Raw genomic sequence first — 26,734 nt, forward strand, 5'->3', positions numbered from 1 at the left:
AATAGACTAAATAGTTCTCCTGTTCATGATCCATTCAGGAACAACCATTTTGATATTCCCCTTTAGTATACCAGCCAGTTCATATATTTCACTTAGCATTCTTTCATACATAGTAGAGTGCTTCACGAAATTTTCTAATCTTTCCTCCAAACGAGTCTTTTCTCCTTCTGATTTTGTTACATAATACTGCTCAATAATTTCAAAATAATGAACCGGTAAGAGCAACCTTGAGAATAACATCCGTGCAGAAAATGTTGATAAAGGGGTGATTGATTGATATTGGCGCAAAAATGACTCGATACCCTGATGGTATGTATTTGGCTGTTTAAAATAATAAGCGCGTATCCACTCCGCAATATCCCTCGCACTATGGTCAAAAACCCATTCACTAAATAATTTGCCATTTGAGCCGGGTCCCCAGGTTTCTGAAGTAAAGCGATCATAACAAACGGTCCCAGCATCAACCATCTCCGGGTTTTCATCTATTTCAGTATCAACTAAATATTGGATTGCGTTTTCCGAAAGGCCTGCGTAATAAGGATAGCTGTCAATAAACAGTTTTTCAAAATCGTTTTGTGGCTTTGCTGCCAATTTATCTCTCCAAACTCGTTCAAGCTGATCGACCCGCTGCTCCCACATTTCCTTCCATTTTCCGATTCTGCTGCAAAAAACGATTCGTTGCGGAATAGACCTGCCACGATAATGAAATATTGCCAGCTCTCTGCCCACTTCATATGATTGAGGAATTTCCATTTCATTTATACAAACCACATAATCGTTACTTTCCAGTTTTGTTAATAGCTTTTGTTCATTGTTTAACAGGGGAAGCCATACTCCCTTCTCCCCTTTGTTATGCATATGGTACGCCAAACTGCTTCGTTCCTGGAGCTCTTGCTCTTCCATGTTTATGGCAAAGCTCATGAATACTCTGCCTCCACCGTTATATATGTTTATTGCCCCACTGCTTATTTCTTGATCAACTGTAATTCCATATTGTTCGTGTAATAATTGTTTGTTCATCACAATATTGTTCATCACCTCTAATTCCTTGCTTACTATGATAAGTATATGGGCAAGATAACTGTTATATGTGGTTAACATCAAGATTTATTCTTACTATATGCATGGGAGTTGGTGTCTTCGTATGAAAGGGAAACCTGTAGATATGACTGAACAAACAGCAAGAAAATGGTTGCATGATCGAGGGGTGACAGTTACAGATATTGGTGAATTAGTTTTATACCTTCAGCATCAATATCATGAAAATCTGCTATTGGATGAGTGTATTAAAAATGTGGAGCGCGTACTCTCAAAACGCGAAGTCCAAAATGCCATTTTAACTGGCATACAACTAGATATGCTTTCCGAAAAAGGGATGCTTGAAGAACCTTTACAATCCATAATCCGGACTGATGAAGGATTATATGGGGTTGATGAGATTTTAGCATTTAGCATCGTGAATGTATATGGTTCTATTGGTTTTACCAATTATGGATATATTGATAAAAAGAAACCAGGCATACTGGCAAAATTGAATGATAAATCCTCCGGTGAATGCCATACCTTCCTGGATGATATTGTTGGGGCGATTGCTGCTGCCGCTTCCAGCCGTTTAGCTCACCGAGTAGAGAATGTAGAATAAATATAAAATCCTGAATTTATACTTTGAGTTTTTCTTTTATAAGGTAATTAAACCGAGTCGGTTAATTTCCTAACAGTCTAACAAGTAAGAACGAAAGAGCATACCTGCCCTTTCGTTCTACTGTTTAGATATTTATATGAATTATGTGTAATACACATCTTTGTGAATTCATTTAATCGCTTAGGTAATCATAAGTGAACTAACTCAAATTCCACATTGTCAAACTCCATTTCAGCTGCAAGCTCTATTGTATAATAGACAAAGGCAAGAGCAATCAGTGCTGCCAATATGAGCTGCTGATCAATAAGGGTAATTGCAAAAATGATATCGAGTAAGATTAGTATTGAAAATCTTAGAATCATCGTCTATCCCCCCTTTTTCTTCTATTATCATTATTCCCGTTATCAAACACTGTACCTATAGGTATCTTGACAATTGTATGGCTTTTCTAAATATTAATCTTTATTATTTAAATCCTGAATAAGTTTGTGAAATATTGAACTTTTTATAGAAATCCTTAAACTAGTATGCTAGAATACTAGTGGTTGAGTTAAATTACTTTTTTGTAGTTTAAATGTATGGCTAATTTATTTGAAGGTTGATGCCTTCGTCTTTAATTATGAAAGCCTAAACATAAATAAAGGAAAAAACGTACATACTACATGATGATAGAAATTTTTCTCAAATATTTAGTAAGGGAGTATTACATAGGATGACTAAAGTGGATTTAAAAGCAAAACCATACCATTTATCTGATGAAGATATTAAATGGGTAACAGACACAATTAATTCTATGACAATCGAAGAAAAGATTGGCCAATTATTCGTTAATATGGGAGCTAGCCGTACTGAAGAATATTTAACAGGTATGCTAAACAACTACCATATCGGTGCTGTACGTTACAATCCTGGTAAAGCTGAAGAAGTTTACGATCAAAATAAAATTCTTCAAGAAAACAGCAAAATTCCATTGCTAATTGCTGCAAACACAGAAGCAGGCGGTAATGGAGCTTGTACAGACGGTACTGAAGTTGGTCTTGAAGTTAAAATCGGTGCAACAAAAGATGCGAAATGGGCATATGAAATGGGCCGAGTTTCTGGTGTAGAAGCGTCTGCAATCGGATGTAACTGGAGCTTTGCGCCAATCGTAGATATTCACATGAACTGGCGTAACCCAATCATCTCTAGCCGTACTTTTGGTTCTGACCCTGATCAAGTTTTAGAAATGAGCTTGGCTTACATGAAAGGTATCCAGGAAAGCGGAATTGCACCTGCTGCTAAACACTTCCCTGGTGACGGCGTAGATGAGCGTGACCAGCATTTATCCTTCGCGCCTAACAGCCTATCTTGTGATGAGTGGGATGAAACTTTCGGAAAAGTTTACAAAGGCTTAATCGATGCTGGCCTACCTTCTATCATGGCTGGTCACATCCATATGCCTGCTTATTCCAAGCACTTCAACCCTAGCCTTACAGATGAAGATTTGCTGCCAGCAACTCTTTCTAAAGAGCTAATCACAGATTTATTACGTGGTAAATTAGAATTCAATGGCGTTGTTGTTACAGATGCGAGCCACATGGTTGCGATGACTTCCGCAATGAAACGCAGCGAAATGCTTCCTACTGCTATTGCTGCTGGTTGTGACTTATTCTTATTCTTCAACGATCCAGATGAAGATTTCGGCTACATGATGGACGGATACAAAAACGGTATTATTACAGAAGAGCGTTTAGAAGCAGCTCTTACTCGTATCCTTGGTCTTAAAGCATCTTTAGGTCTTCACAAAAAAGCAAAAACGGAAATCATGATGCCGAAAGAAGAAGCGCTTAAACAAATCGGTCTTCCTGAAAACGTTAAGCTATTTAAAGAAGTTACTGATCGTGCAATCACATTGGTAAAAGACAAACAAGATATTTGGCCTGTTACTCCTGAAAAATACAAACGAGTATTACTAGTTAATGTTAAAACTGCTGAAGGTGCATTCAGTAAATTAATTAGCGGTAACAAACCTAAGCCAATTGATCTTCTGAAAGCAGAGCTTGAAGCGCAAGGCTTTGAAGTGGAAATTCACGAATCTCCAATGGATAAAATCGCGGACCTGCCACCAGAAGAACAAATGAAGAGCATTATGAACGCATATGCAGCAAAACGCCCTATTAAAGAATTAACAGATAAATATGATTTAATCATTAATATCGCTAATATCAAAATGGGTGAAGTTGTTCAACGTATGACATGGAATGCGTTAAAAGGAACACCTGATATTCCGTTCTATGTACACGAAGTACCAACAATCTTTGTTTCTGTAAACTACCCATTCCACTTAGCGGATGTTCCACAAGTGAAAACATACATCAACACGTATGACGGTAATAAAGAAACAATTGAAGTACTAGTAGAAAAAATGATGGGTAAATCACCATTCAAGGGTGACAGCCCAGTTGATGCATACTGCGGATTAAAAGACACATACATTTAATCTGTCAAAAGCAAAAAAAGGATTAAACCTTCCTCGGTTTAATCCTTTTTCTCTTTTAAGTAGGAAGCGATTGCCCTGCCTGCTACCCTGCCTGTAAATAAACAGCCTCCAAGAAATGTCCCCTCTAGCGAACGATATCCGTGAACTCCTCCCCCTCCAAATCCAGAAACCTCACCAGCTGCATAAAAGCCAGGTATTGCCTCACCCTTAGAATTGAGGACTCGTGCTGATAAATCTGTTTGTAGCCCGCCTAGAGTTTTGCGACTTACAATGTTTAAACGAACAGCAATCAATGGTCCATTTTGAGGATCAAGTATTTTATGCGGTTTGGCGACTCGGATTAATTTGTCACCTATGTAATTTCTCGCTCCCCTTAATGCCGTAATTTGCAAATCCTTTGTGAATGTATGATCCATTTCACGATCTCTCGCTTTTATTTGTCTTTCAATTTCTTCGTAATTTAATAGATTATCTTTTGTTAATTCATTCATTCCTTTAACCAGTTCCACTAAGTTATCTGCAATGACAAAATCCTCGCCATGATCCATAAATGCCTTTACCGGACCTGGAGGACCAGGGAGTACTCTGCTTAAGACCTTGCGGATACTTTTATTCGTTAAATCCGGATTTTGCTCAGAACCGGATAGCGCAAATTCTTTCTCAATCATTTTTTGTGTCAAAATAAACCATGAGTAATCAAATCCTGTTTTTTGGATAGCCTCCAGGGTGCCAAGTGTATCATACCCAGGAAAGTTGGGGGCTGGGAAGCGCTGGCCTGTTGCATTCAGCCAAATAGAGGACGGACCTGGCAAAATTCTAATACCATGGTTTTCCCATACCGAGTTCCAGTTTTTGATTCCCTCTGTGTAATGCCACATACGATCTCGATTTACAATACGCCCACCTGCCTCTTCTGATATCCCCAGCATTCTGCCATCCACATGTGCCGGGACCCCTGAAATCATGTTCTTTGGAGGCGGCCCCAGTCTTTCTGGCCAATTTGTGCGAATTAAATCATGGTTGGCTCCGATACCCCCGCTCGAAACAAGAACTGCTTTACCAGAAAACTCAAAATGAGTAATAACGTCCCTGTTACTTTTCTCACCTCTTAAAGCCGAACTGGCTGCCAATATGGAACCCTTCACCCCCTGAATTATCCCATTACTGCTCATCAGTTCATCTACACGGTGACGAGGACGATAATCAACTAATCCATTTTTAATATGCTCTCTTATCCTTTTTTCAAAAGGCGATACAATACCTGGACCTGTTCCCCAAACAATATGAAATCTTGGTACTGAGTTACCATGTCCTTCAGCCAAATAACCTCCTCTTTCAGCCCAACCAACTACAGGAAAAAAACGAACTCCTTGTTTATGAAGCCAAGCACGTTTTTCTCCAGCAGCAAAGTCAATATACGCTTCTGCCCATTTTTTGCCCCAATAATCCTCCTCATCTCGATCAAACCCTGCAGTACCCATCCAATCCTGCCAAGCCAATTCCTTAGAATCTTTAATACCCATACGACGTTGTTCAGGGGAATCCACTAAAAATAAACCACCGAATGACCACCAAGCTTGTCCGCCTAATGAAGCTTCAGGTTCTTGATCTAGCAATAATACCTTTTTCCCTGCATCTGCAATTTCTGCTGTAGCCACCAAACCGGCCAAACCAGCCCCAATAACGATCGCATCGAACTCCAATGCATTTCCCCCTTTTTGATAAACGTTTATACTCTTATATTAATCTATAGTTCCATAATTTAGGTATGTATACTGATATAAAAAGAAGAATTTACTTTGCTTAAAATTATGAGCCTAAATCAACAGTTTTATATTCCTCCCTTTTTATAAATAAAAAACCAGCCTAGTACCAGACTGGTTCAATAATCATCTTCCTCATCATCCTCTTCCTCATAATCGGAGAAATAATCCACGAATTCATATTTTACTTCATCATCTGTTCGTTCCACTTCTGTAGCTTGATATTCCCCCATGTTCTCTTCCACTATTGCTATATACATCACTCTGCGTCCAGCCTCATATTCATCATTGACTTCCATGAATCCGCTCACGACATAATAATCTTCATCCTTGTTGTACTCAACTTTGCTATGCCCAATAAATTCAAAAGTTTCATCCTTTGATGAAGCATCTTCCACTTTATTCTTGGCAACCCTAGCTATTTTGTTTTCCGCGTCTGAGTAATATTTATAACCTGCAAAGGCCGCTATCCCTAATATCAATACTGCAGCTGCTATGATAACCATCACTTTATATTTCTTAGCCATCCTCTTCCTCCCCCTTTATGTGTTATAGTAGTATTCTTCCACACCGTCGTTTCTCCTGATAGTTGCCGACATAGTACCAATTTACTTCATTCTTATAAAATTAGTATTCATCCCCCTGCCGTTCATACGATTATATGGCTCTCAACAAGATTTTATTTCGCTTATTATTGAATTGTCCCAAGAGTTTCAGATTTTATGAAAAATAAGAGGACAACCACCTCTATTTCCAATAGACCCGATTATGTATTCTATGGTGTATTTATGAGGAAATTAGTTAATTTGGAATTGGAATTTTCCTCTGGGTTGCAGAAGAAATTAAAATACGTCAGTGTATACTTCCGCAAATCGAAGCGAAAGTCGATAAGTTCGATAAGTAAGTGGACTAAACTATTTATGAGGCGAAAATGGGAAGACAGCAGATGCGAGTGCATTGGCTCAAGGATTCATCATCCCTAGTATGTTAACTTACATTTATTTATGAGCCTACTATTGGAGTAAGTTATTGAGGGTATCAGAAGAATTAGTAAAAGAGGAAGGAGCTCTAAAATAAATAGACTTTAGAACTCCCTTTTTAGTTATTTATTCATAAATTGGCACTCTATCCAGGCAAAATTAATTATTAATGTATTTTTCAAAAACTGCACCAAAATCTTTCATATGATATTCATTATAGGAGGATTTTAACCATTCAAATGTAAATTCAGTTATCCCTTTATATGTGCCTGTTAATGATGCTTCCTCAGATCTTGAGTGTTGGAGTGTTTGAACCGCTCGATCGAGTCCTTCTTTGGCATAATTCATTTGAATGGAGTTTTCATACGTGATTTCCTCAATTCGCAGTAATGCTTTATACAAATCCTTTAATTGTTCAATTTGATTTTTCTTGACGTCAATATCAAAATGAACATTTCCTACATCAAACTTTATTTCTGTATCCAAATCTAATCGCCCTGCAGTTTCAAGCATGACATTTGAAATCTTATACTGAGAATATGGGTATCGTTTTAATAAACGTTTAGATGAGACAGCATTTTCGCCATCTACATGAATTAATGCTAGATTTGTAAAGCAATATTCGTCTGCCTTCGTTTTGATAATGAAATAAATCTTCTCATTATCCTCGTGCATAACATAGTCGTCTGCATCCGTTTTGTCATAATCTTCCGGCGGAATAATAACACCTACGTCAGACAAACCCAATGCATCAGAAGCCATTTTCTTTAACATGTATATCACCCCATTGTAGTTTATACTTTTACTATATCAGAAAAGTGACTAGTATAAAATTCATTTAATGCTCAAGAAAACACATGGATGGTCCATGTGTTTTATGTCATTATTCATCATATTTTTTTGTTATTTTTGCTATTTCTTCACCAAGCTTCTTATAACTTTTTACTTCGTCATGAGGATGCTGTGAATTTTTTCTTTGCTTCCAGTGTCTTTCTTCTTCTTTTTTTGAATGTGACATATATATACCTCCAAATTAAAATAGGACTCATTGCAAAAGATTGAAGCATATCGCCCTATTTTCCTTTATTTTATATTTTCTTTGCCTTTTTAGATTTATTCTTATAAGCTTGATTTGCGCTGGCGCTTCCTAATTCCTTTGAGAATTCAGCATCCGTTTTACTAGAATCAAACCCCTGTTTACTTTTTTGAGCTGCATCATGCTTTCTTTTCGGCATACGATCCCTCCTTCTCTCATTTAGTATTAGAAAGTAAAGAGTAAATATGCACTGTCAGCTATGAATTATTGTTTTATCTTCTTTCAAGGACGACTACTCCTTTTTCTTTTCCAATGTTATTTGAATTAGCTGATCGTGGATAAAAGAAAAAGCAAAGAATGCTGATAAAGCTATGCATTCTTTGCTTGATTGATCTAAATATTGAGACCGCCCTTGACTGTGCGATTATCTTACTTGTTATTGAATAGATAACTGTTGTTTTGCATTCGTCAGTTTACTCATTAAAACATAGGTAAAAAACGATAAAACAATCGGCAGTACGACCGTATGCATCCCGAAAGGATTTGGATAAAATCGATCTATAATCATAAAGCTGCCCATTCCTACAATCATGGATGAAACCGCGCCGTATTTATTCCCGCCAGACCAATATAATCCCATAATAACTGGCCATATAAACACCGACTCCAAGCCTCCAAATGCAAACAAGTTTAACCATACAATTAAATCAGGTGGACTTAACGCAAACAATACAACTGCGATTCCAATTGCTGCTGTAATCCAAAAGCTGATTCTTTTAATCTGCTTCTCGGTAGCATCCTTTTTTATGTAATTGATATATACATCCTTTACTATAGTTGCGCTTACTAATATTAAAAGAGAATCAACTGTGGACATGATAGCAGCCATGGGAGCGGCTAAGACAATACCCGCAATAAATGGTGGCAAGACCTCCATAGTTAATGCAGGCATGACCATATCACCAATTTCTATCCCAGGTATCAATGGACGCGCGAAAACTCCGATTAAATGCATTCCCAGCATCACAGCACCTACCACAATTGTTCCTGTGATAATCGCGATGTGCATTCCCTTCGAATTTTTATAGGACATCGCTCGCATGCTGATTTGCGGTAAACCCACGACGCCCACACCAACTAAAATCCAAAAAGATGAGACATACAAAGGCGTTAAATCTCGTTCTGCACCAAAAGGAGTAATTAGGTTGGGATTTTCAGCCATTAAGTCTGACATAATGTTCGATATTCCTCCGCCAGCAATAATGGTGGCGATTAAAAGGATGACGGTTCCGGCTAACATGACTACTCCTTGGACGGTATCTGTTAAAGCGACTGCTCTAAATCCACCAATAATAACATACATTAAAACTGAAACGGCGAATATGAAAAGTGCTGTCTTATATGGAAGCCCTGTTAAGGATTCAATCAATCGCGCTCCCCCAACCCATTGGGCAGTCATCGACGCAAATAGGAATATAATGATGCTAATGGCCGATATAATGACAACCGTATTACTTTTATATCTGCCTTTTAGAAAATCAATGATCGTGATTGCTTTATACTTACGAGCCATAATCGCAAATTTTTTCCCTAAAACCATTAATACAAAATACCCGGTTGCCAGTTGAGCCATAGATAGTAAAACCCAACCGAGCCCACGTGTATAGGCAACACCCGGCCCGCCAATAAAGCTTGAAGCACTTCCGTATGTTGCCATCATAGTCATTGCAAGCACAAAACCGCCTAATTGTCTCCCGCCAAGAAAATATTCCTGCAGGAAGGAATCAGAGGATTTTAATTTTCCATTTGCCCAGAATCCTATATAAAAAATAATAACTAAAAAGATCAATAAAGGAACAATGACCTCCCACTTCATGATTGCTCCTCCTCTTCGTCATCCACATCAAAAGATACTTCTTCAAATAAAAATTTGACAATAAGAGTAACAAGGACCACCATAACAAGAAAGCCGACTACACAGCTTAGAAAAAACCAAGCTGGCAATCCTAAAATGTATGTATATTCCTTCGGATTACCTGATCCTAACCCATACGCAAATCCAAACCACCAGATAAAATTTATAATGACAAGTACGACACCTATGATTGCTTCCCTATGGGCTACTTTAAAACGTCTATCTTTCATATCTTCCTCCTTGCAATAGCACCATTAGTTTGCCCGCCATTATTTTTTGTATAATACGTAAACAAACAACATTACCATTAAACCAAGCCATACTCTTAAAATGAAGGTACAAAATTTGGTAGAATAACTTATAATGGATAGCTTAATAAAAAACTGTATAACGCAAAGAAGCCTCAAAATCAGATTTTGAGGAGGCACATTATATAATTTCACCATTTACTTGTCTTTATTAAAATAAAACTCACAATTAGGGTAAGGACAAGAGCACCTGTGAATGCTGGAAATAGATAAAACCCTCCAGTTTCAGGACCCATTTCACCGAGAATTCCTGTACCAATCCACGCACCAATTATGCCAGCCAGGAAATTCCCCACCATCCCGTTGCGAACGTTTTCATGAATAAGTAATCCCGCAATCCAACCAATAAAGCCACCAACAAACAGGATGCCAATAAAGGACATTATTTAGCTCCCTCCTTCATGGACAGTATATGCTGGTAAGGTCTAAATGGCTTTATTTAGCAGGAAAGAAGGCTACTTTTTTAGTCGATATAAATACGTCGAAGGGAAAAGCAATTCTCATGAGTCATGTCTCCCTACAAAAAAACTCCAACCCATTGATTGGGTGGAGTTTACATTATTCCTATACTAGTTCAATGACCATCCCAGGCTTCACATGATCCAAAATCAGCAAATCACTTTCTGCCACACTTCCAACGACATTGACCCGTTCATCAGCAGGCAAATCTGTCAGCGTAATCTGCATTTCACCGCGATAGCGTCCGTAAAGGTCATTATCAATGGTTATGCTCCCTTTCGGACGGAGATCATTTTGCAGTGGCGGTACAGATTCCGCAACCCTTGTATCCATAAAACGAAGAACGTCCCTGGAAGCATCCGGGCGCAAACGGTATTCACCATATTTTTCGAATCCTTGCTCTGTTTGGATGCTAATCTTTCCGTTTTCAAAGCCATCCATCCTTTTGAGTAAGTCTTCTCCAGGCTCCGGATCACCAACAAATACTTCCGTTCCATCTTTATATAGTTCAAGCGCGGCAACAAAAGGGGATATATATCGATGCTTCTCCAGAGTCGGCAGTCCTTCAAATAAAGGGCCGCGTTTCTCGCCTCCTCCCGGTACAAAAGCAAAGATCGGAATGTCATATCGCTTGTACAATGCATTTTGCTCCCGGAAAAACGATTCACTTAGTCCTGTTTCCCTCCGCGGGTAAAAGTTATGCCAACCGATTATCTGTTCAGTTTTGAGTCCGTTATTCAGCAGCAGCTGTATATCACGTTCGAACAGTATACTTGAATTAACCGCAATTTTAAATTCCCTTGCCAGACTAGCAATAAAACCATGGTCAAAGAAATCGTCCAGTCTTAGCCCGGTGACACCCAATTCCTTCAATTGATACAAACTGTCGATTCCCAAATGGCCCGGGGTTTTTAATGAAACATCCGCATATACATCGATTCCCTGTCCTTTAGCCAGATGTAGCAGCTTTTTGGCACGTACTGCAAGCTCACCTGCTTCCTCCGGGATATGAAGCGAGGTAAATCCCCGCTTCACCCCCATTTGGCCTGCTTGGATAATACGTTCCTCAGCCAGAGGATCATTCAAATAAAAGGAAATTCCGATCAATCAAATTCACCAGCCATTTCATCTTTAAACCCAAATAGGTATGTAAAGATGAAGCCAGCAACATAAGCAATTAATACCCCGACTAAGTAAAGCAGTACCTCACCGTTATTCACAAGGAATGCAAGCGGCAAACCGGATACCCCAATTGCTGTCGTTGCGATATTGAAATGTGCTTGGAAGGCTGCACCAACGCCTGCCCCCAAACATGCGGTCAAGAACGGACGGCCGAGCGGCAATGTAACTCCGAAGATCAATGGCTCGCCGATTCCAAGAATACCAGCAGGAAGTCCCCCGCCAATCGCTCTTTTCAAGCGTGTTTTCTTTGTTTTCATATAGATAGCGAACGCAGCGCCAACCTGACCTGCGCCACCCATTGCAAGAATAGGTAATAATGGGTCGTCACCGATTGTATTGAGTAATTCCAAATGGATAGGTGTGAGACCTTGATGCAGGCCTGTCACGACCAACGGCAAGAATGTCGCTCCAAGAACAAATCCTGCAATGGCTCCTCCAAAATCAAGCACTGCGGTCAATCCATCTGTAATCACATCAGAGACAAATCCCCCGACAGGCATAAATACCAGATACGTCATAATACCTGTAAGCAAAAGGGCAATAGTCGGTGTCACGATAATATCAAGCGACGCTGGAACAAACTTACGGACATTCTTCTCAATAAAAGCCATAAATATCGCAGCAAACATGACCCCGATTAAACCACCGCGTCCAGGCAGTAATTCTTCCCCGAACAAGACAATCTGGGCAGCAGCAGGGTTAATAATCAATATAGCGGCTAACCCGCCAAGTGCAGGGGACCCACCGAACTCTTTCGCTGTATTGATCCCTACAAAGATTCCTAAATAGGTGAATAAACCTCCTCCGATAACTGTTAAAATAATTGCAAGTTGTGATTCAGCCGATAACCATCCTGCTTGAATGACAGCCTTAGAAATACCATTGACCAAACCGGAAGCAACTAACGCAGGAATCAAAGGAATAAATATACTGGCAATTTTCCTCAAAAAGAGCTTAAACGGCGTGCTGTTTTTCTTTTTAAGTTCACCTTTCAGGCTGGAAGCCCGCTCATTAAGATTGATGTCTCCTGATTCCTTGACCAGCTTCTCGAATTCGTCCGTGACCTTATTGACATGTCCAGGACCCAGAATGATTTGCAGCGTTTCTTCTTCAACAAAGCCGAGAACTCCATCGATTTTTTTTATGGCTTCTTTGTTAACGAGTGATTCATCATAAGGTGTGACTCTAAGACGTGTCATACAGTTCGTAAAGGCTTTAATATTCTTCGCCCCGCCCAACTGCTCCAAGATTTTTTTAGCCAGAGTTTTGTAATCTTGACCAGCCATTTTCTTTCCCCCCAAAAACTGATTATTTGTATGTTTTGCCTTTCATAAATCTTATAGCCTCTCTCGTCTTATCGATGGCTCTGACCGTTTCTTCATATTGCTCTGTCGCCATGCTCAAAAACAAAATATCAATCATGAACAGCTGAGCTAACCTTGAAGAAGTGGCCGCACTCCGGAACGGAGCTTCCTTCGAATAGGATGTATATAAATTAATATCGGCTAATGCTGCAACCGATGAGGGCCCATATTTAGTCAAACTGATTGTTTGGATACCTTGTTCCTTTGCGAGTCTTGTAACTTCGATGACCTCGATTGTTTCACCAGAAAACGAAATGGTGAATACCACGTCATCCGGCTCGGCGTTAGCAATCAATGTTGCTACAAGATGCGCATCCGAAAATGCTGTTGCGCTTTTATTGATCCGAAGCAGTTTTTGCTGCGCATCCACGGCGATGATTGATGATGCCCCGATTCCAAAGAAATGGACATTTTTCGCTTTCAACAGCACATCGACCGCTTTTTTTAGTTCTTCGTAGTTGATTACTTCAGAGGAATCACGCAAACTTTGTATACTATTATTCAAAGTCTTTTGGACGATCATCTCGGCGGTTTCATCCCGTTCAATGTCTCTGTATCCCGGTTCCTCCGGTCTGCCGAGATCACCTGCAATACGGACCTTCAAATCCTGGAAGCCATTCAGCCCCAGTGACTTGCATAGCCTGATGACCGCTGCCCCGCTTGAACTCGTCTTTTCTGCCAATTCATTGACTTTACAATTGACAACCTCATACGGATTTTCCAGTATATATTCAGCAATTTTCCGTTCAGATGCAGGCAACTGTTCTACCCTGTTTACTACCATTTTCAATACTCCGGAAACCACTTATCATCACCTACTTGTGTTTAAATCAATCTGAGAGCTCGGCTTCAATGGCTTTTCGGACATACCCTCCAGATTGCTCCAGAATCAGAGCCGCTTCTTCTTTCTTAATATCCTTTTTAAGCATGACTAAGGCGACCTTTACTTGATGATCAGCATCCTCTAATGTTTGTCTCGCTGTTTCATAGCTTACTCCTGTGATTTTGCTAATAATGCCGATAGCTCTTTCTTTGAGCTTCTCGTTGCTGACATGGACATCAATCATTAAGTTTTCATACGCTTTGCCGAGCAAAACCATTGAAGAGGTTGAAATCATGTTTAGAATCATTTTGTGAGCGGTTGCAGATTTCAGTCTAGTAGATCCCGTAAGCACTTCCGGACCTACGACCACCTCGATGGCATGATCTGCTTCTTCACTGATTCTAGCCTGTTTATTACACGACAGTGCCACTGTTTTGGCTCCTACCGACCGTGCGTAACGAAGTGCACCAATAACATATGGTGTCCGGCCGCTTGCAGCAATACCGATAACCGTATCATTCTCAGTAAGGGTGATGTCTTTTAAATCCTTCTCGCCATCCTCCGGCCTATCCTCCGCTCCTTCAACCGCCTTTATGAATGCGCTTTCTCCGCCGGCGATAATACCCAGTACCATCTCTGGCTTGGTACTGAATGTTGGCGGGCATTCAACAGCATCGAGTACACCAAGCCTTCCGCTAGTCCCGGCTCCCATATAGATAAGGCGCCCTCCATTTTGGAAAGATGAAACAGCAAAGTGAACCGCTATTTCAACATCTGGTAAAACCTCTTGAACTGCAGCGGCTACTTTTTGGTCTTCCTCATTCATAATTCGCAGAATTTCCATCGGACTGGAAGTGTCTATCTGCATACTTCGATCATTGCGTGATTCCGTGGTTAATAGATTAAGATTTTCTTTCATTAGTAAGACCTCCAGGTAGCTCCTTTTGCGATTACCATTTACTAGTAACTCAACACTTCCAATATACTCCAACTGAAATTGATATTCAATAATTTTATTGAATATTTAAAATTTTATTTCATTCTAATCCAAAAAAAGAAGCATATTCTCATATGCAGAACTACATAGGATATGCTAAAAAAACCTTTTTACATTATATATTTTTTGATTGCATGCGCTACTCCCATTCGGTCATTAGGCTCGGTCACAGCATCAGCTGCTTCCTTAACTTCCTCCGGCGCATTTCCCATAGCTATGCCAAGTCCCGCTGAAAGCAGCATTTGTCTATCGTTAAAGTTGTCACCGATCGCAGCCACCTCAGACATATCCAAGCCAAGCCTTTTTGCCAAATATTCCAAAGCAGAAGCCTTAGTAGTCTTTGGTGGAGTAATTTCAAGGCTTGTGAAACCGAAGCTGCTGCTCACTTCAAAATGATTTTCCATGTTGAATAGCCGATCCATAAATCCTTCATAGTCTCCTTGTTCCTTCCGAAAAGCAGCCAGCTTTTGAATGGCAGGTTCGTTTTCTTTCACATATTCATCGAAAGAATGAAACAGCCTGATTTCGCACTGAGCCCGGAATCGTTCACATCCTCCCATTTCTGCACCGGTTCCTTGTAAAGGCAGGATATTATTCTCAATCCATTTTTCATTCCACTTATTTTTCTCTGGAACTAGTAAACAGTCACCCTCATACAAATGCCCATATACCCCATAGCTTTGGCACGCATCTATAAAGGCCAACAGACTTTCTTTTTTAAAGGTAGATTGCTGAATAATCTTCCCGTCCCGCCCTTGTATAACAGCTCCGTTGTAGGCAATGATTGGATCGGATAAACGGATAGCCTCCGCAATCCACCTAGTCGCCAAAGGCGTTCTTCCGCTGCAGATGATTACCTTTCCTCCCCTTGATTTAAAATCATGCAGGGCCTCTATCGTTTCTTTGTCAATATCCATCTCCGCATTCAACAAAGTTCCATCTAAATCAACAGCCAATAATTTATACTCCATCTAGTATCCCTCCCAGGTCCCTATATACTTGCAGATTATCATATTTTACCGGCAACCACACAAAAGATTCGCATTTCCAATCACTAATAATAGGAGATAACTCCAATGTACCGGTTTATTACTACTAGTTAAACTCTTCCCAAAGATAACAATGCATATTGTATCTCTTTTAGATAGTTGGATTACCGATTATAAGTATGGCTAATCACAGAGGACAATTAGAATATTCCCGACAATAGCAAAATAAAAAGGTTCCTGTGTTAATAAAGGAACTGGCTGGGCAAAAATCCAAACTGAAAATCAAGCAGCAGAAAAGGTAAATGCAGAATCGTAACATAGAACAGACAATGTTAATCTATCTTACAAAGGAGTATATTAGGAGATTTTTAATACCTCTAAAACAGTGAGATTCATTTATAGAGAAGATAGTAAAAATACCATCTACACATCAAATAGTTTATCCCGATCATTCTTCCATTCTGGGATAGACTCCCCTTCCTCCATATAAATTTAGAATATTTAAATTACTCTTAAAAAACAAAATACTACGCTTGACTTCAAGTCTACTTGAAGGCTACGCTGAGTAAAGTAAGAGTATTTAATATAGGAGGGAAAACATGTATCAGGCATCAAGACAACGTTATAAATCTATGACATATTTCCACTGTGGTGACAGTGGACTTCAATTACCAGCTATTTCATTAGGATTCTGGCACAATTTCGGCGATACAGCTTCATATGAAAATATGAAACAACTCTGTTTTACCGCTTTTGATAATGGAATTACTCACTTTGATTTAGCAAATAACTATGGACCAGAACCTGGGAGTGCAGAAAAAAATCTAGGACTTATTATGAAAGAAAACTTTGCAGCATATCGTGATGAACTTATCATCAGTACTAAAGCAGGATATGATATGTGGGATGGTCCATATGGAAACTGGGGAAGCCGAAAATATCTTATTGCAAGCCTCGACCAAAGCTTAAAGAGAATGGGATTAGAATATGTTGATATTTTTTACCATCATCGAATGGATCCCCACACACCATTGGAAGAAACGATGAATGCGCTAGCCCAAATCGTTAGAAGTGGCAAGGCATTATATGTAGGTCTCTCAAACTACGATGGAAAAACGTTAGAAAAGGCGACTGAAATTTTACAAGAATTACATTGCCCATTTATTATAAATCAGAATAGGTATTCAATTTTTGATCGAACAATTGAACAAAATGATTTGAAAGATACATCTAAAAAGTTAAAAAAAGGTATTATTGCGTTTAGTCCTTTGGAACAGGGAATGTTAACCAATCGATATTTACATGGAATTCCGGACGACAGTAGAATAAAGACGGATGGACGATTTTTAAATGCTTCTGCCTTATCCGAAGACCGATTAACTCAAATTAAAAAACTCAATGAGATAGCTGAGGAGCGAGGGCAGACACTTGCAGAGATGGCGATAAGCTGGATTTTGCGAGATGGAATTGTGACCAGTGTTCTCATAGGAGCTTCCAAACCTAGCCAGATTCTTGATAACATTGGAGCTTTAAAAAATATCACATTCACAGAAGAAGAGTTACAGCAGATTGATAACATTTCTTTAGCATAACTGAACAAACCAGTTTAGTTTCTGAATTGAATTCGGAATAAACTTATTGAATAATCAATGGCCAACCAATATTACGGCATCATGTTCTTTCGTGATTCTACTAAATGCCGAACAATTTTTGCTCTCTAAATACCTGCCATCGTAAGGGGGCTTGGGGCTTATTTATTCGCCCCAGCCTTCAACCCTTCTACCATGTATTTTTGGAACGCCATAAAGAGAATCGTGATAGGCAGTGCAACAAGCACTGCTCCAGCCGCGAATGTCGTAAATTCGGTGTTTCCTCGTCCCGTCACCATCTCAAACAACCCAATCGCTAAGGTTTTATTTTCATTGGATCGTAAAACCAGTCGAGCAAAGATAAAGTCCATCCACGGACCTATGAAGTTCGAAACCGCTACGAAGACGAGAATTGGAACGCTCAATGGCATCATCACTTTAAAGAAAATAGTGAAATGACCTGCTCCGTCAATTTTCGCAGCTTCCTCCAAACTGCGAGGCATGGAATCGAAGTATCCTTTCACAAGCCAGGCGTTAAACGGAATCGATCCGCCTGCATAAACCAATATGAGTCCCCAGTGATTGTCCAATAATCCCATTTGTAAAAGCAGGATATAAATAGCAATCATCCCCATAAATCCGGGAAACATTTGCAGAATCAACATAGCCATCAATCCTTCTTTCCGGCCTGGAAAGCGGAATCGACTAAACGCATAGGCAGCTGTGACCACTAAAAAGGTCGAAATGACCATGTTCCATAGTGCTATTTTTAAGGTGTTTTTATACCATGTCACATACTCGGTTTTCTGAATCAAATAGACAAAATGATCTAAGGATAAACGGATTCCTTTTACGGACTGGGCAATTTGAGCGAAATCAAAACTCCGAACCCCTTCCCAAAAGAGACCCCATTCCATCCCAGGAAGAAGCTGTGCACTGAATAGGGAATCCCCAGGATTCAAACTTCCCATGAGAATCCATACAACTGGATAAAGCACGAAAATGGCCACCACGAGAAGCAGAAAATGTTTCCACACGAATGAAATTCGTTCACGTGTTTTTTGTTTCATGACATCATGTCCTCCTCGTTGAATGCTTTCGTTCGTCTGAAGTTCCAAACCGAAATGATGGCAATAACAATGAAGATCAGGATGCTCACAACGCTTGCCATATTAAATTGGCTTTGGTCGAGGGTCAGTTTGTAAATCCAGCTGATTAAAATATCTGTGGAGCCTGCATAACTGTAATCCACATTCACAGGTCCTCCATTCGTCATGAGATAAATCAGGTTAAAGTTATTAAAATTCCCAGCAAACTGCATGATAAGTAAGGGGGCGGTAGAGAACATGACAATCGGCATGGTGATTTTCCAGAACTGTTGCTTCCCGTTTGCCCCATCCACCTGCGCCGCCTCATATAATTCACGATCTATGCTCGTCATGACGCCGCTCATCAAGACCATCCAGAACGGAAATCCAAACCAGACATTCACCATGATAAGCGCGAATTTCGCCCACATCGGGTCGCTAAGCCATGGGATACTGGATAGTCCAATGACTTCTAAATATTGGTTAATAGGTCCAAATTCCCCGTTGAATAGGTTCCTCATGATCAAAATGCTGACGAACGAAGGAATCGCCCATGGCAAGATATAAATGCTTCTCCAAAATTTCCGGAATTTGATTCCCTTTGAATTCAAGAGAACTGCAAATAAGATTCCGACAAAGAACGTGGTAACCGTGGCTGAAATTGCCCAAAAAATCGTCCATCCGAAGACGCCGATGAACGTTCGGTTCCAGGTTTTCAAGTTAAATAAGTCCACAAAGGTTTGAAATCCCACCCAGTCCACTAGAGAAGCAGGCGGCAAGTGGTTCGGTCCTGAATAGTTTGTGAAAGCGATTGCAATTCCAAAAATCAAAGGCAAGATGGTTAAAAAGGCCGTGAATACAATGGATGGTGTGAGCAAAAAGTAAGGAAATCCTTTATCTATTATTACACGGAGGGTTTCTTTGAATGAGTTTGGTTTTCCCCCTTGATCTCGCCATTGTCCGACTTTCCAAGCATCCTTCACATTCAAATAATACATCCATACAAAGAACAATCCACAAATTAAAAAGATGATTCCTTCGATTAACAAGAAGATGCTGTGATCCCCTTGCTGAATTTCAAATCCCACACGGGTCTGCACCGTTTCCCCTAATGTGGCCAACCCCCACATAGCATTTCGAAACGGTAATGTCCAAAACACTACAAGGTATAGCTCCATACAGATAAATAAGATCCCTTTGATGTACTGTCGATTGTACAATTGCCCAAGTCCCATAAACAGCAAAGAAAAGATCAAGCTTTTCTTGGCATGTGTTTTCATTTGTTTTTAACCTCCTTTTCACTTCTTAGAAAAAAGAACCAATATCTCACTACCTGGATATCGGCTCTTTTGATAGATGAACTCTTTATTTTTTATTCTGAGTGGCCACTGCATCTTCAATTTGTTCTTTGGCTGCGTCAAACGTTTTTTTCGAGTCGGTTCCATCATTCCAGATGGATGTGTAAGCCGTTTCCATTGGTCCCCATACCGCTTGCATTTCAGGGATATTTGGCATCGGCACAGCATTTTTCGCCTGTTCCAAGAAAGCCATGGACACTTTATCTTTTTTGATGTTTTCGTTTTCAAGGAGCGAAGTCGCTGGTGGCAATTGGCCTGTCATTTCATATCTTTTTAAGAGCATTTCTTCACTGGAAGCCATTTGAGCTAAAAGAGTTGCTGCTTTGGGATATTTGGAATAACTGTTTACATAGTACGCTTTGATGCCTGAATAGGATTTTGGCGTTTCGCCGTTATCCAATGTTGGAAGTGGAGCGATTCCAAAGTTCACACCAGCATCTTGATGGTTTTTAACATCCCATGGACCTGAAATTCGGTAGGCTAATTTACTTTCATTGAAGAAAGAGGAAATCACATCACCTGTAATGTCTTCTTTTTTCATCGGTAACAATTCTTTGTTGATTTTTTTCATAAATTCCGCCGATTTGATGGCTCCTTCATTGTTGACACCAAGATCCGTTGGATCGGTGTCTTCTTTTCCAAATACATAACCGCCATAACCAGATAGGAAAGCATGTGTGTAATAAAAGTTACCTGGTTCCATCATAAAACCATATTTCTGATTTTTTCCTTTGCTCGTTGCTTGGAATTCTTTAGCTGTTTTGAACAAGTCATCCCATGTTTTTGGTGCCTCTTTTACGATGTCTTTATTGTAGTACAAGGCATATGTTTCAATGGAGATGGGATAGCCGAACATTTTCTTTTTTCCATCTTTATCCACAAAACTTGTCCCGTTTACCGCTGCTTCCAAGAACATGTCTTGATAGTCATCGGCATAATAGTTGTCATATACCAAACCTGCTTTCACCAATTTTCCTAAATGATCATGGGCGGAGTTGAAAACATCGGCACCTAAGCCAGCTGGCCCATCTGTTTCCAATTTTCCTGCTGCGTCTGTGTGTCCCACTTCTTGTACTTCAACAGGCACATTGTATTTTTTCGTGAATTGCTCTGCGACATAGGTCGCCCACGCGCCCTCGTCCGCTCCGTTGTCCCAAATAATCAGGGTTGCTCCATCTTCAGGTTTGAGTGTTTCTTTTGTGGTTTCCTTGGGTTTTGTTTCAGTGGTTGCTTTTTTCGTCTCATCTTCCGAACATCCCGCCAATATTCCTGCCAATAGGGTGGCGGATGCCAATATACCAACTATTCTTTTCTTGATCATGTGAAACCTCCTATGTGGGAATTTTTGTACCATGTATAAAATTAATGAAACAGAAGCTGTAAGTGCTTTTGCGATACACACTTTTTTTTACTTTCGTTTCTGATAGACCATTTCCTCATACGAACAAAAGTTAATCCAGCGGCACCTTTAGAAAACGCTTTCAAAAATAACCATTAACGGGTACATTCAGTTCTTCCTGTATCACAATGGTACATTCTTGGAGAGCCAATTAGACCAGACTCGCCGCCTGCTCGTCCCCGAAGGTTCGGCATAGGTATAAATTCACAGTTGTGGTACGTGGTGGATATGTCATAGTTCTAAACACAAATAAGAGGTTGGTTTTTCGGAGTTGAATCATCTGTTTGTAGTACGTGAAAATACTTTGCGTATCCTTTTTCTGATTGAACACATTAGTATGAGAGTAGTTGGGATTGATGTCAAACTAAGCAGATTTATTCGTTGTAATTCCCGCTTGATGAGTATCATCCCATTGTACTAATGTTCGAGAATTGTCTCTTCCATTTTTCCAATGATCTGCATGATCTCCTCGTATAAATCGCCCTTGCCATATTTCAATATTGTGTAAATTTTTCATGCCCACACCGTTGTACTGCTCAATGGTCGCGAAGTGGATATTTGTCATGCTGATTTCCTGCCCGTCATAAATAAACGTGGTTCCAAAAACAAGGTGCTGAGTGCTTGGGCACTTTCTCTACGCCATGACTCGTCATTTACCCAGGTGCTGAAGCTTCTCGGCTGGTCATGATTTTCCGAAAGCAAAGCATTCGACCCGGGATCCTACAGTCCCTTTTACCATTTGCAGAGTCTGCTTCAAAGGCATATTCAGTCCTCCCCCCATCCCCTCGATTCCATAACCCCAGGCGTTCGAGCAGAAAAATGATATTGAAATATCCTCTTTTTCTCCTACCCATTTGTCTACTTCCGCCAAACACCCCATTGTCTTCCCCCAACCGTCATGATGGCAAAGCGGGCAAACGTCTCTTCCCGTAATACCCAAGAAACCCCGCTCCCATTCATTATATGAAGGAAACATGGATATCAGAAAACTATTTTTTTAACAATTTTTCATTTTACCATATCGTATATCCATAGTTTAAGAATGTTGAGAATTCACAACGTTTTTTGACGAAATTTTCATCGCTTGAGTATCAGGAACTTTATTTATGCAGTTAGAAGTCAGTAAACAAAAGGATAGACAAGCAATTATCTATGCCTGTCTATCCTTATTATCTTTAAAATGTCTACTGTATAAGTTAAGCGTTTAATCAAAAATTTATTTTCTTCTCTGTCTATTACAATATCTACATTAAATCACGAGACTTACTTACCGAGAGTCTTAGTCACCCCAAATACATCCTTCGTATCATTATACTGATTAATCGCAATATCTAGATCATGAAAATAACGATGTATTAATCGAATCTGTTCTTTGTCTGCTTTATTTTTGGTCGCCTTGGCAATTGCATGGATTTGTTTAAAATCTTCCGATACCTTTTTATTTTCTATCCCCTGGCTAATTATTTCATTCGTATCTTTTTCAAGTATGGCTGATAAACTCTTGGCTTCTGACATATCTAATTCTTCAATACTGCCATAGCCTGTTAAATCATTGTATTTAGCGTGATATTCAGCAATTAACACACTTTCTTGATTCGATATATTTTTTGGAGGGTTTTTCTTTAATTGATCCATTGCTTCTTTAGATGGATCATTCAAATGATAATAGACAGTAAGACCAATCACTCCAGCTGCTAATATACCTACTATTAATATTAAAAGAGATAGCCACTTTGATTTTTTCTTATCTTGTTTTTTAGTCATTCGTTCTCCCGCCTATCAAAAGTATTTGTCATCCTATTATTGGGATTTTATGCCTTTTAATTATGACAGGTTTGGCTTAACTGTACAAATAAACCAACCATTCTAGAGGTGGTTGGTTCGTAAATAATTGGTTAAAAGTAGAAATCCATTAAAGTTTCATCCATTAAATCCTGTGTCAATCCTATGTAAATCATCGTATCTTTTTGGTTGGAATGGTTTAAAATTTGCTGCAGCAATGCAATGTCTTTGAATTTTTGGTAGTGTAAATAACCAAATGTCTTACGTAGAGTATGTGTCCCTACATCCTGAATATCTGCCATTTCGGCTGCTTTATTTAACACACGGTAAGCCTGAACCCTCGTAATCGGTCCATTTCCTTTACGGCTTGGAAATAAATAATCGTCCTTTGAAAGTTTTTCTTTCTTGACGTATTTTTTAATTTCTTTTCGCAAGTGCGGATTAATCAGAAACCTTTTCGTTTTTTCCGTCTTCTGTTCAATAATGACAATATGCGTTCCATCCAATACATCCTTTACCCGTAGCTGCAATAAATCCCCTATCCTCAGCCCAATATTGATCCCAATTGTAAACATTATATAATCCCGATAACTGCAATAGCGTAATAATGCTTTTTTCATGGCCTCTATTTGATCAAGCCGGCGAATAGGCTGTACATTTTTAATTCGTTTTGTTGCTGTAACCACTTTTGCCAGTCCCCCTTCTTCCCATCTCTTATTGTACGTGAAGTGGCCATTCAAACACAAGATTTTTTCAATTCCACACCTTCTGTAAACCTTGATTTAATCAGTTTTCGAATGTATCAATTCAAGTCCTTTGTTACATTCGGAATTTTCTAATTATTAATGGTAAAATCCATCATAATTCTACACATTTCCCAAAAAGGCTATAAATCGCCTACATTCGACAAAAAACGTTTAGAATACAAACACCTTAGGAATTAAAAAAGAGGACCTTAAAACCCAATTATGAAGGTCGTTTTTTGACTCTTCTTGTAACAATTTTTGGATATTATTTGCTTAACAATACTGTATGCCATACACTATTATAGAATTAGGAGGTGAAGGTGTTTTGGATGAACTCATACAATCTCTCATTATCGAATTGCGAAGAGGTACACTTACTCTGGCAGTTTTAAGTCAATTACAAAAACCCGAATATGGATACTCACTCGTTCAATCCCTTGAAGAAAAAAATGTTACTATTGATCCCAGCACACTTTATCCTTTATTGAGAAGATTAGAAAAGCAAGGTTTACTGGTTAGCGATTGGAAGTTAAATGGAAATCGACAGAGAAAATACTACCAATTAAGCCAGAATGGCAAACAGATTTATGAAAAATTAAAGGAAGCATGGTCTGAAACGTCTAATCAGATGGTACAATTGTTAAGAGAGGATGAATGTGATGAGTTTAATTGATATATATATTTATGAAGTTACAAAGTGGCTACCAGAAGAGTCAAAAGAGGAGATTGCGCTGGAACTCAAAGGGAATATTGAGGATATGCTGCCACATAACTATACTGAAAATGATGTAAAGAACGTTTTGAATAGCTTGGGTGACCCCAGAATTCTTGCTGCCGATTATAGCGGAAATAACCGATATATTATAGGGCCGATTTTTTATGATAGTTATATTCGGGTCTTACTAATAGCTTTTGGTTTGATGGCGGGCTTGGTTTTATTGGGTCATATAGTCAGCGGGATTACGGATTATACCAGTTATTCCTCCGTTGTATCATTTCTAATTGACATGTTTACAGATTCTATCATAGGAATCCTCCAGGCAGCATTTCAGGTATTTACCTGGGTCACCATTACATTTATATTTATAGATAAAATTGCAAATAAAACAAATAGCATCCCCCTTGTAAAGCCAAAATGGAACACTGACCAATTGCAGAGGCGGACTGTTCAAAAGCATAAGTATCAAATATCCAAAGGGGAAGCAATCTTTGGACTCATTTGGACAATTATATGGATCCTAATTCTATTATTTTCTGAATATCTATTAGGCTGGTATGAGACCGTTAATGGCGAGCTTGTTCTGCAAGCCTCCTTGTTTAACCAAGAAGTTCTGAAAACGTATATCCCCCTTTTAATTGCCTTGGCAGTGTTAGAAATAAGTTTAGCGGGATTGAAATACATGATGGGTAAATGGACCTACCATATCGCTATATTTTATACAGTCCAAAGCGCATTTGTTATAGCAATCCTTTATAAAATGCTGTATGACACTACTTTATACAATAGCGATTTTATCGAACGCTTCAATTTATTATTTGAAAAATCTACAAACGGAACATTACCATCAGGTATTATAGCCATCACATTAGCAGTTATTATTTTAATATCTGTGTATGATTGCAGTTTTGCATTTTATAAAGCCTATAAAACTACTAAAAATCAGCAAAAAAAGAAAAAGTAAACAAGAGGGATGCAGGCTTGATAAAGCTGCATCCTTCTTGTTTTACACTTATCTCTTATTTTTATAAAACACATGCTCAACCGATAAACTCTTTTCAATCCGAATAATCCCAAATGAGTATTCAGTTTGGCGTCTTTTATCTGTCGGAGAACCCGGGTTAAATAGAATTGTCCCATTTATGTCTTTATTAACAGGGATATGAGAATGTCCAAAAATAATTAGATCCAGTTCCTCTCCGCTAAATGCTTCAATTGCTCTTCCCTCTGTAGTTCCTTTCTTACCGTGCCCATGTACCAAACCAATTCGATATCCATCTAATGTGAGAATTTTTTGATATCCAAGTTGGTCAATCAGATCCTTTCCATCGACATTGCCACAAACACCATCAACGGGTGCATAGGATTGCAGTTCATCGTATACATTCTTCGTTTGCCAATCACCAGCATGTAAAATAAGATCAGCTGTTTTCAATTCTTCCTTTAAACGCGGTGGAAGTCCTTTTGCCATTCTGGGCATATGGGTATCTGATATCACAATGATTTTCATCGACGATTCACCTCGATATTTTGCTTTGTTGATTCCTTTATATGTCTCTTCAATTCATTCAGAAAAAAGGTACAGTCTTCTAATGTACCGAACACCCTTACCGGAATAATAACAGCATGAATGGCATTCGTATAAATATAAATATAATTTTTCAGCATTTCAATTTGTTTAATATCTTTCCATTCATAGAGTACCTCATACCCACCATCAATCATCTCTGTTAATCCGCCTTTTCCGATGGATAAGCGGTATGTACCAAATAGATTAGGTTCCCTGCTGTTTTTATGAAATTTTCTAAACTTCCTTCTGATTATTCTCTCTAAATAGAATGAATAAAATAGTACCGGTAAGAGTGCAATAAATAAACTGATCAAATAGTAAATGGGTGTAGTATGTTGAAAATATAGCCATTGCAGGATTAGTGATATACATAAAGTAATCAAAAATAATCTTAGTTGTCTATTTCTCATTCTCCGATTGCTTAATTCAGATTGTTTGTTCATGTGGAGATAAAAATTGGTTACATCAGTCAGCTTAAGATCATATGTTAATTGCATTTTACTCCCTCACATCTTCTATTTCATTTCAACTTCATTGTAACAGGTAA

Annotated in this window: 28 protein-coding genes and 1 pseudogene; 5 read left to right on the plus strand and 24 right to left on the minus strand. The window is 39.1% G+C overall.

The features are described from left to right. Positions 1-6: 6 nt before the first annotated feature. Positions 7-1,035, minus strand: a complete 1,029-nt coding sequence (yutH, locus tag AC4BHP_RS15615) for a spore coat putative kinase YutH (RefSeq protein ID WP_490553289.1) — start codon at positions 1,033-1,035, stop codon at positions 7-9. 109 nt (positions 1,036-1,144) lie between these two features. Here yutH and AC4BHP_RS15620 point away from each other — a divergent pair, with 109 nt between their 5' ends. Further along, positions 1,145-1,642 carry a phosphatidylglycerophosphatase A family protein gene (locus tag AC4BHP_RS15620; protein ID WP_181161997.1) on the plus strand — a complete coding sequence of 166 codons (498 nt, stop codon included), beginning with the start codon at positions 1,145-1,147 and terminating at the stop codon, positions 1,640-1,642. A 188-nt stretch (positions 1,643-1,830) separates the two neighbouring features. Here the strand turns inward: AC4BHP_RS15620 and AC4BHP_RS15625 are convergent, their stop codons facing one another. Next, positions 1,831-2,004, minus strand: coding sequence for a hypothetical protein (locus AC4BHP_RS15625; protein WP_180349962.1), 174 nt, complete (start codon positions 2,002-2,004; stop codon positions 1,831-1,833). A gap of 350 nt (positions 2,005-2,354) precedes the next feature. On the opposite strand from AC4BHP_RS15625, the gene AC4BHP_RS15630 reads away from it, so the two are divergent. Next, positions 2,355-4,121 (plus strand): glycoside hydrolase family 3 protein, encoded by a 1,767-nt coding sequence (locus tag AC4BHP_RS15630; RefSeq protein ID WP_066103876.1) that lies wholly within the window; start codon positions 2,355-2,357, stop codon positions 4,119-4,121. 38 nt (positions 4,122-4,159) lie between these two features. On the opposite strand, the gene AC4BHP_RS15635 is transcribed toward AC4BHP_RS15630, so the two are convergent. From AC4BHP_RS15635 to AC4BHP_RS15695, 13 genes are all read right to left on the minus strand, one after another. After that, positions 4,160-5,824 carry an FAD-binding dehydrogenase gene (locus AC4BHP_RS15635; protein WP_490553290.1) on the minus strand — a complete coding sequence of 555 codons (1,665 nt, stop codon included), beginning with the start codon at positions 5,822-5,824 and terminating at the stop codon, positions 4,160-4,162. Positions 5,825-6,003: 179 nt separating this feature from the next. Beyond that, positions 6,004-6,411 (minus strand): hypothetical protein, encoded by a 408-nt coding sequence (locus tag AC4BHP_RS15640; protein WP_066103880.1) that lies wholly within the window; start codon positions 6,409-6,411, stop codon positions 6,004-6,006. Positions 6,412-7,023: 612 nt separating this feature from the next. Further along, entirely contained in the window at positions 7,024-7,638 is a 615-nt protein-coding gene (locus AC4BHP_RS15645) for a PH domain-containing protein (protein WP_066103882.1), read from the minus strand. Between the two features lie 109 nt (positions 7,639-7,747). Next, positions 7,748-7,882: a DUF6254 family protein gene (locus AC4BHP_RS15650; RefSeq protein ID WP_219847586.1), complete on the minus strand. Its 135-nt coding sequence runs from the start codon at positions 7,880-7,882 to the stop codon at positions 7,748-7,750. Between the two features lie 70 nt (positions 7,883-7,952). Continuing rightward, a complete protein-coding gene (locus AC4BHP_RS15655; protein WP_175354260.1) occupies positions 7,953-8,099 on the minus strand; it encodes a hypothetical protein in 147 nt (48 codons plus the stop codon). Between the two features lie 237 nt (positions 8,100-8,336). Then, positions 8,337-9,776, minus strand: coding sequence for a sodium/pantothenate symporter (panF, locus tag AC4BHP_RS15660; protein WP_139891960.1), 1,440 nt, complete (start codon positions 9,774-9,776; stop codon positions 8,337-8,339). After that, on the minus strand, positions 9,773-10,045 hold the full coding sequence (locus tag AC4BHP_RS15665) for a YhdT family protein (RefSeq protein WP_139891961.1): 273 nt from the start codon (positions 10,043-10,045) through the stop codon (positions 9,773-9,775). Before AC4BHP_RS15665 ends, panF begins: the two co-directional genes overlap by 4 nt. A 209-nt stretch (positions 10,046-10,254) precedes the next feature. Next, positions 10,255-10,506 carry a GlsB/YeaQ/YmgE family stress response membrane protein gene (locus AC4BHP_RS15670; RefSeq protein WP_490553295.1) on the minus strand — a complete coding sequence of 84 codons (252 nt, stop codon included), beginning with the start codon at positions 10,504-10,506 and terminating at the stop codon, positions 10,255-10,257. Between the two features lie 181 nt (positions 10,507-10,687). Further along, a complete protein-coding gene (locus AC4BHP_RS15675) occupies positions 10,688-11,689 on the minus strand; it encodes a MupG family TIM beta-alpha barrel fold protein (RefSeq protein ID WP_490553297.1) in 1,002 nt (333 codons plus the stop codon). Then, positions 11,686-13,050, minus strand: coding sequence for a PTS transporter subunit EIIC (locus tag AC4BHP_RS15680; protein ID WP_066103894.1), 1,365 nt, complete (start codon positions 13,048-13,050; stop codon positions 11,686-11,688). Before AC4BHP_RS15680 ends, AC4BHP_RS15675 begins: the two co-directional genes overlap by 4 nt. Positions 13,051-13,072: 22 nt before the next feature. Then, the gene (locus AC4BHP_RS15685; RefSeq protein ID WP_148629697.1) at positions 13,073-13,933 is read right to left on the minus strand and encodes a MurR/RpiR family transcriptional regulator; all 861 of its coding nucleotides are present in this window, start codon (positions 13,931-13,933) and stop codon (positions 13,073-13,075) included. Positions 13,934-13,958: 25 nt separating this feature from the next. Further along, on the minus strand, positions 13,959-14,870 hold the full coding sequence (gene murQ, locus AC4BHP_RS15690) for an N-acetylmuramic acid 6-phosphate etherase (RefSeq protein ID WP_066103898.1): 912 nt from the start codon (positions 14,868-14,870) through the stop codon (positions 13,959-13,961). 188 nt (positions 14,871-15,058) lie between these two features. After that, on the minus strand, positions 15,059-15,919 hold the full coding sequence (locus AC4BHP_RS15695; protein ID WP_066103900.1) for a Cof-type HAD-IIB family hydrolase: 861 nt from the start codon (positions 15,917-15,919) through the stop codon (positions 15,059-15,061). Between the two features lie 617 nt (positions 15,920-16,536). Here AC4BHP_RS15695 and AC4BHP_RS15700 point away from each other — a divergent pair. Further along, entirely contained in the window at positions 16,537-17,529 is a 993-nt protein-coding gene (locus AC4BHP_RS15700; RefSeq protein WP_139891967.1) for an aldo/keto reductase, read from the plus strand. A 158-nt stretch (positions 17,530-17,687) separates the two neighbouring features. Here the strand turns inward: AC4BHP_RS15700 and AC4BHP_RS15705 are convergent, their stop codons facing one another. From AC4BHP_RS15705 to AC4BHP_RS15735, 7 genes and pseudogenes are all read right to left on the minus strand, one after another. Then, positions 17,688-18,596 (minus strand): sugar ABC transporter permease, encoded by a 909-nt coding sequence (locus AC4BHP_RS15705; RefSeq protein WP_066103904.1) that lies wholly within the window; start codon positions 18,594-18,596, stop codon positions 17,688-17,690. Beyond that, positions 18,593-19,714, minus strand: coding sequence for a carbohydrate ABC transporter permease (locus tag AC4BHP_RS15710; RefSeq protein WP_490553302.1), 1,122 nt, complete (start codon positions 19,712-19,714; stop codon positions 18,593-18,595). The genes AC4BHP_RS15705 and AC4BHP_RS15710 overlap by 4 nt, the downstream gene beginning before the upstream one ends. A 265-nt stretch (positions 19,715-19,979) precedes the next feature. After that, the gene (locus tag AC4BHP_RS15715) at positions 19,980-21,293 is read right to left on the minus strand and encodes a sugar ABC transporter substrate-binding protein (RefSeq protein ID WP_490553303.1); all 1,314 of its coding nucleotides are present in this window, start codon (positions 21,291-21,293) and stop codon (positions 19,980-19,982) included. 442 nt (positions 21,294-21,735) lie between these two features. After that, positions 21,736-21,978, minus strand: a pseudogene (locus AC4BHP_RS15720) (alpha-amylase family glycosyl hydrolase); the annotation flags it as partial. A 75-nt stretch (positions 21,979-22,053) separates the two neighbouring features. Next, entirely contained in the window at positions 22,054-22,311 is a 258-nt protein-coding gene (locus tag AC4BHP_RS15725; protein ID WP_490553305.1) for a hypothetical protein, read from the minus strand. Positions 22,312-22,634: 323 nt separating this feature from the next. After that, positions 22,635-23,135 carry a hypothetical protein gene (locus tag AC4BHP_RS15730; protein ID WP_066103913.1) on the minus strand — a complete coding sequence of 167 codons (501 nt, stop codon included), beginning with the start codon at positions 23,133-23,135 and terminating at the stop codon, positions 22,635-22,637. A 131-nt stretch (positions 23,136-23,266) separates the two neighbouring features. After that, on the minus strand, positions 23,267-23,818 hold the full coding sequence (locus tag AC4BHP_RS15735) for a site-specific integrase (RefSeq protein WP_066104338.1): 552 nt from the start codon (positions 23,816-23,818) through the stop codon (positions 23,267-23,269). Positions 23,819-24,224: 406 nt separating this feature from the next. Between AC4BHP_RS15735 and AC4BHP_RS15740 the strand changes: the two genes are divergently transcribed. After that, positions 24,225-24,572, plus strand: a complete 348-nt coding sequence (locus tag AC4BHP_RS15740) for a PadR family transcriptional regulator (RefSeq protein WP_066103914.1) — start codon at positions 24,225-24,227, stop codon at positions 24,570-24,572. Continuing rightward, a complete protein-coding gene (locus AC4BHP_RS15745) occupies positions 24,559-25,581 on the plus strand; it encodes an HAAS signaling domain-containing protein (RefSeq protein ID WP_490553308.1) in 1,023 nt (340 codons plus the stop codon). The genes AC4BHP_RS15740 and AC4BHP_RS15745 overlap by 14 nt, the downstream gene beginning before the upstream one ends. Before the next feature lie 48 nt (positions 25,582-25,629). Here AC4BHP_RS15745 and AC4BHP_RS15750 read toward each other — a convergent pair whose 3' ends face one another. Beyond that, positions 25,630-26,127, minus strand: a complete 498-nt coding sequence (locus tag AC4BHP_RS15750; RefSeq protein ID WP_066103917.1) for a metallophosphoesterase family protein — start codon at positions 26,125-26,127, stop codon at positions 25,630-25,632. Beyond that, on the minus strand, positions 26,124-26,684 hold the full coding sequence (locus tag AC4BHP_RS15755; protein WP_490553313.1) for a YcxB family protein: 561 nt from the start codon (positions 26,682-26,684) through the stop codon (positions 26,124-26,126). The genes AC4BHP_RS15750 and AC4BHP_RS15755 overlap by 4 nt, the downstream gene beginning before the upstream one ends. Positions 26,685-26,734 lie beyond the last annotated feature (50 nt).

This window comes from Pradoshia sp. Z4_20 (assembly GCF_058216035.1).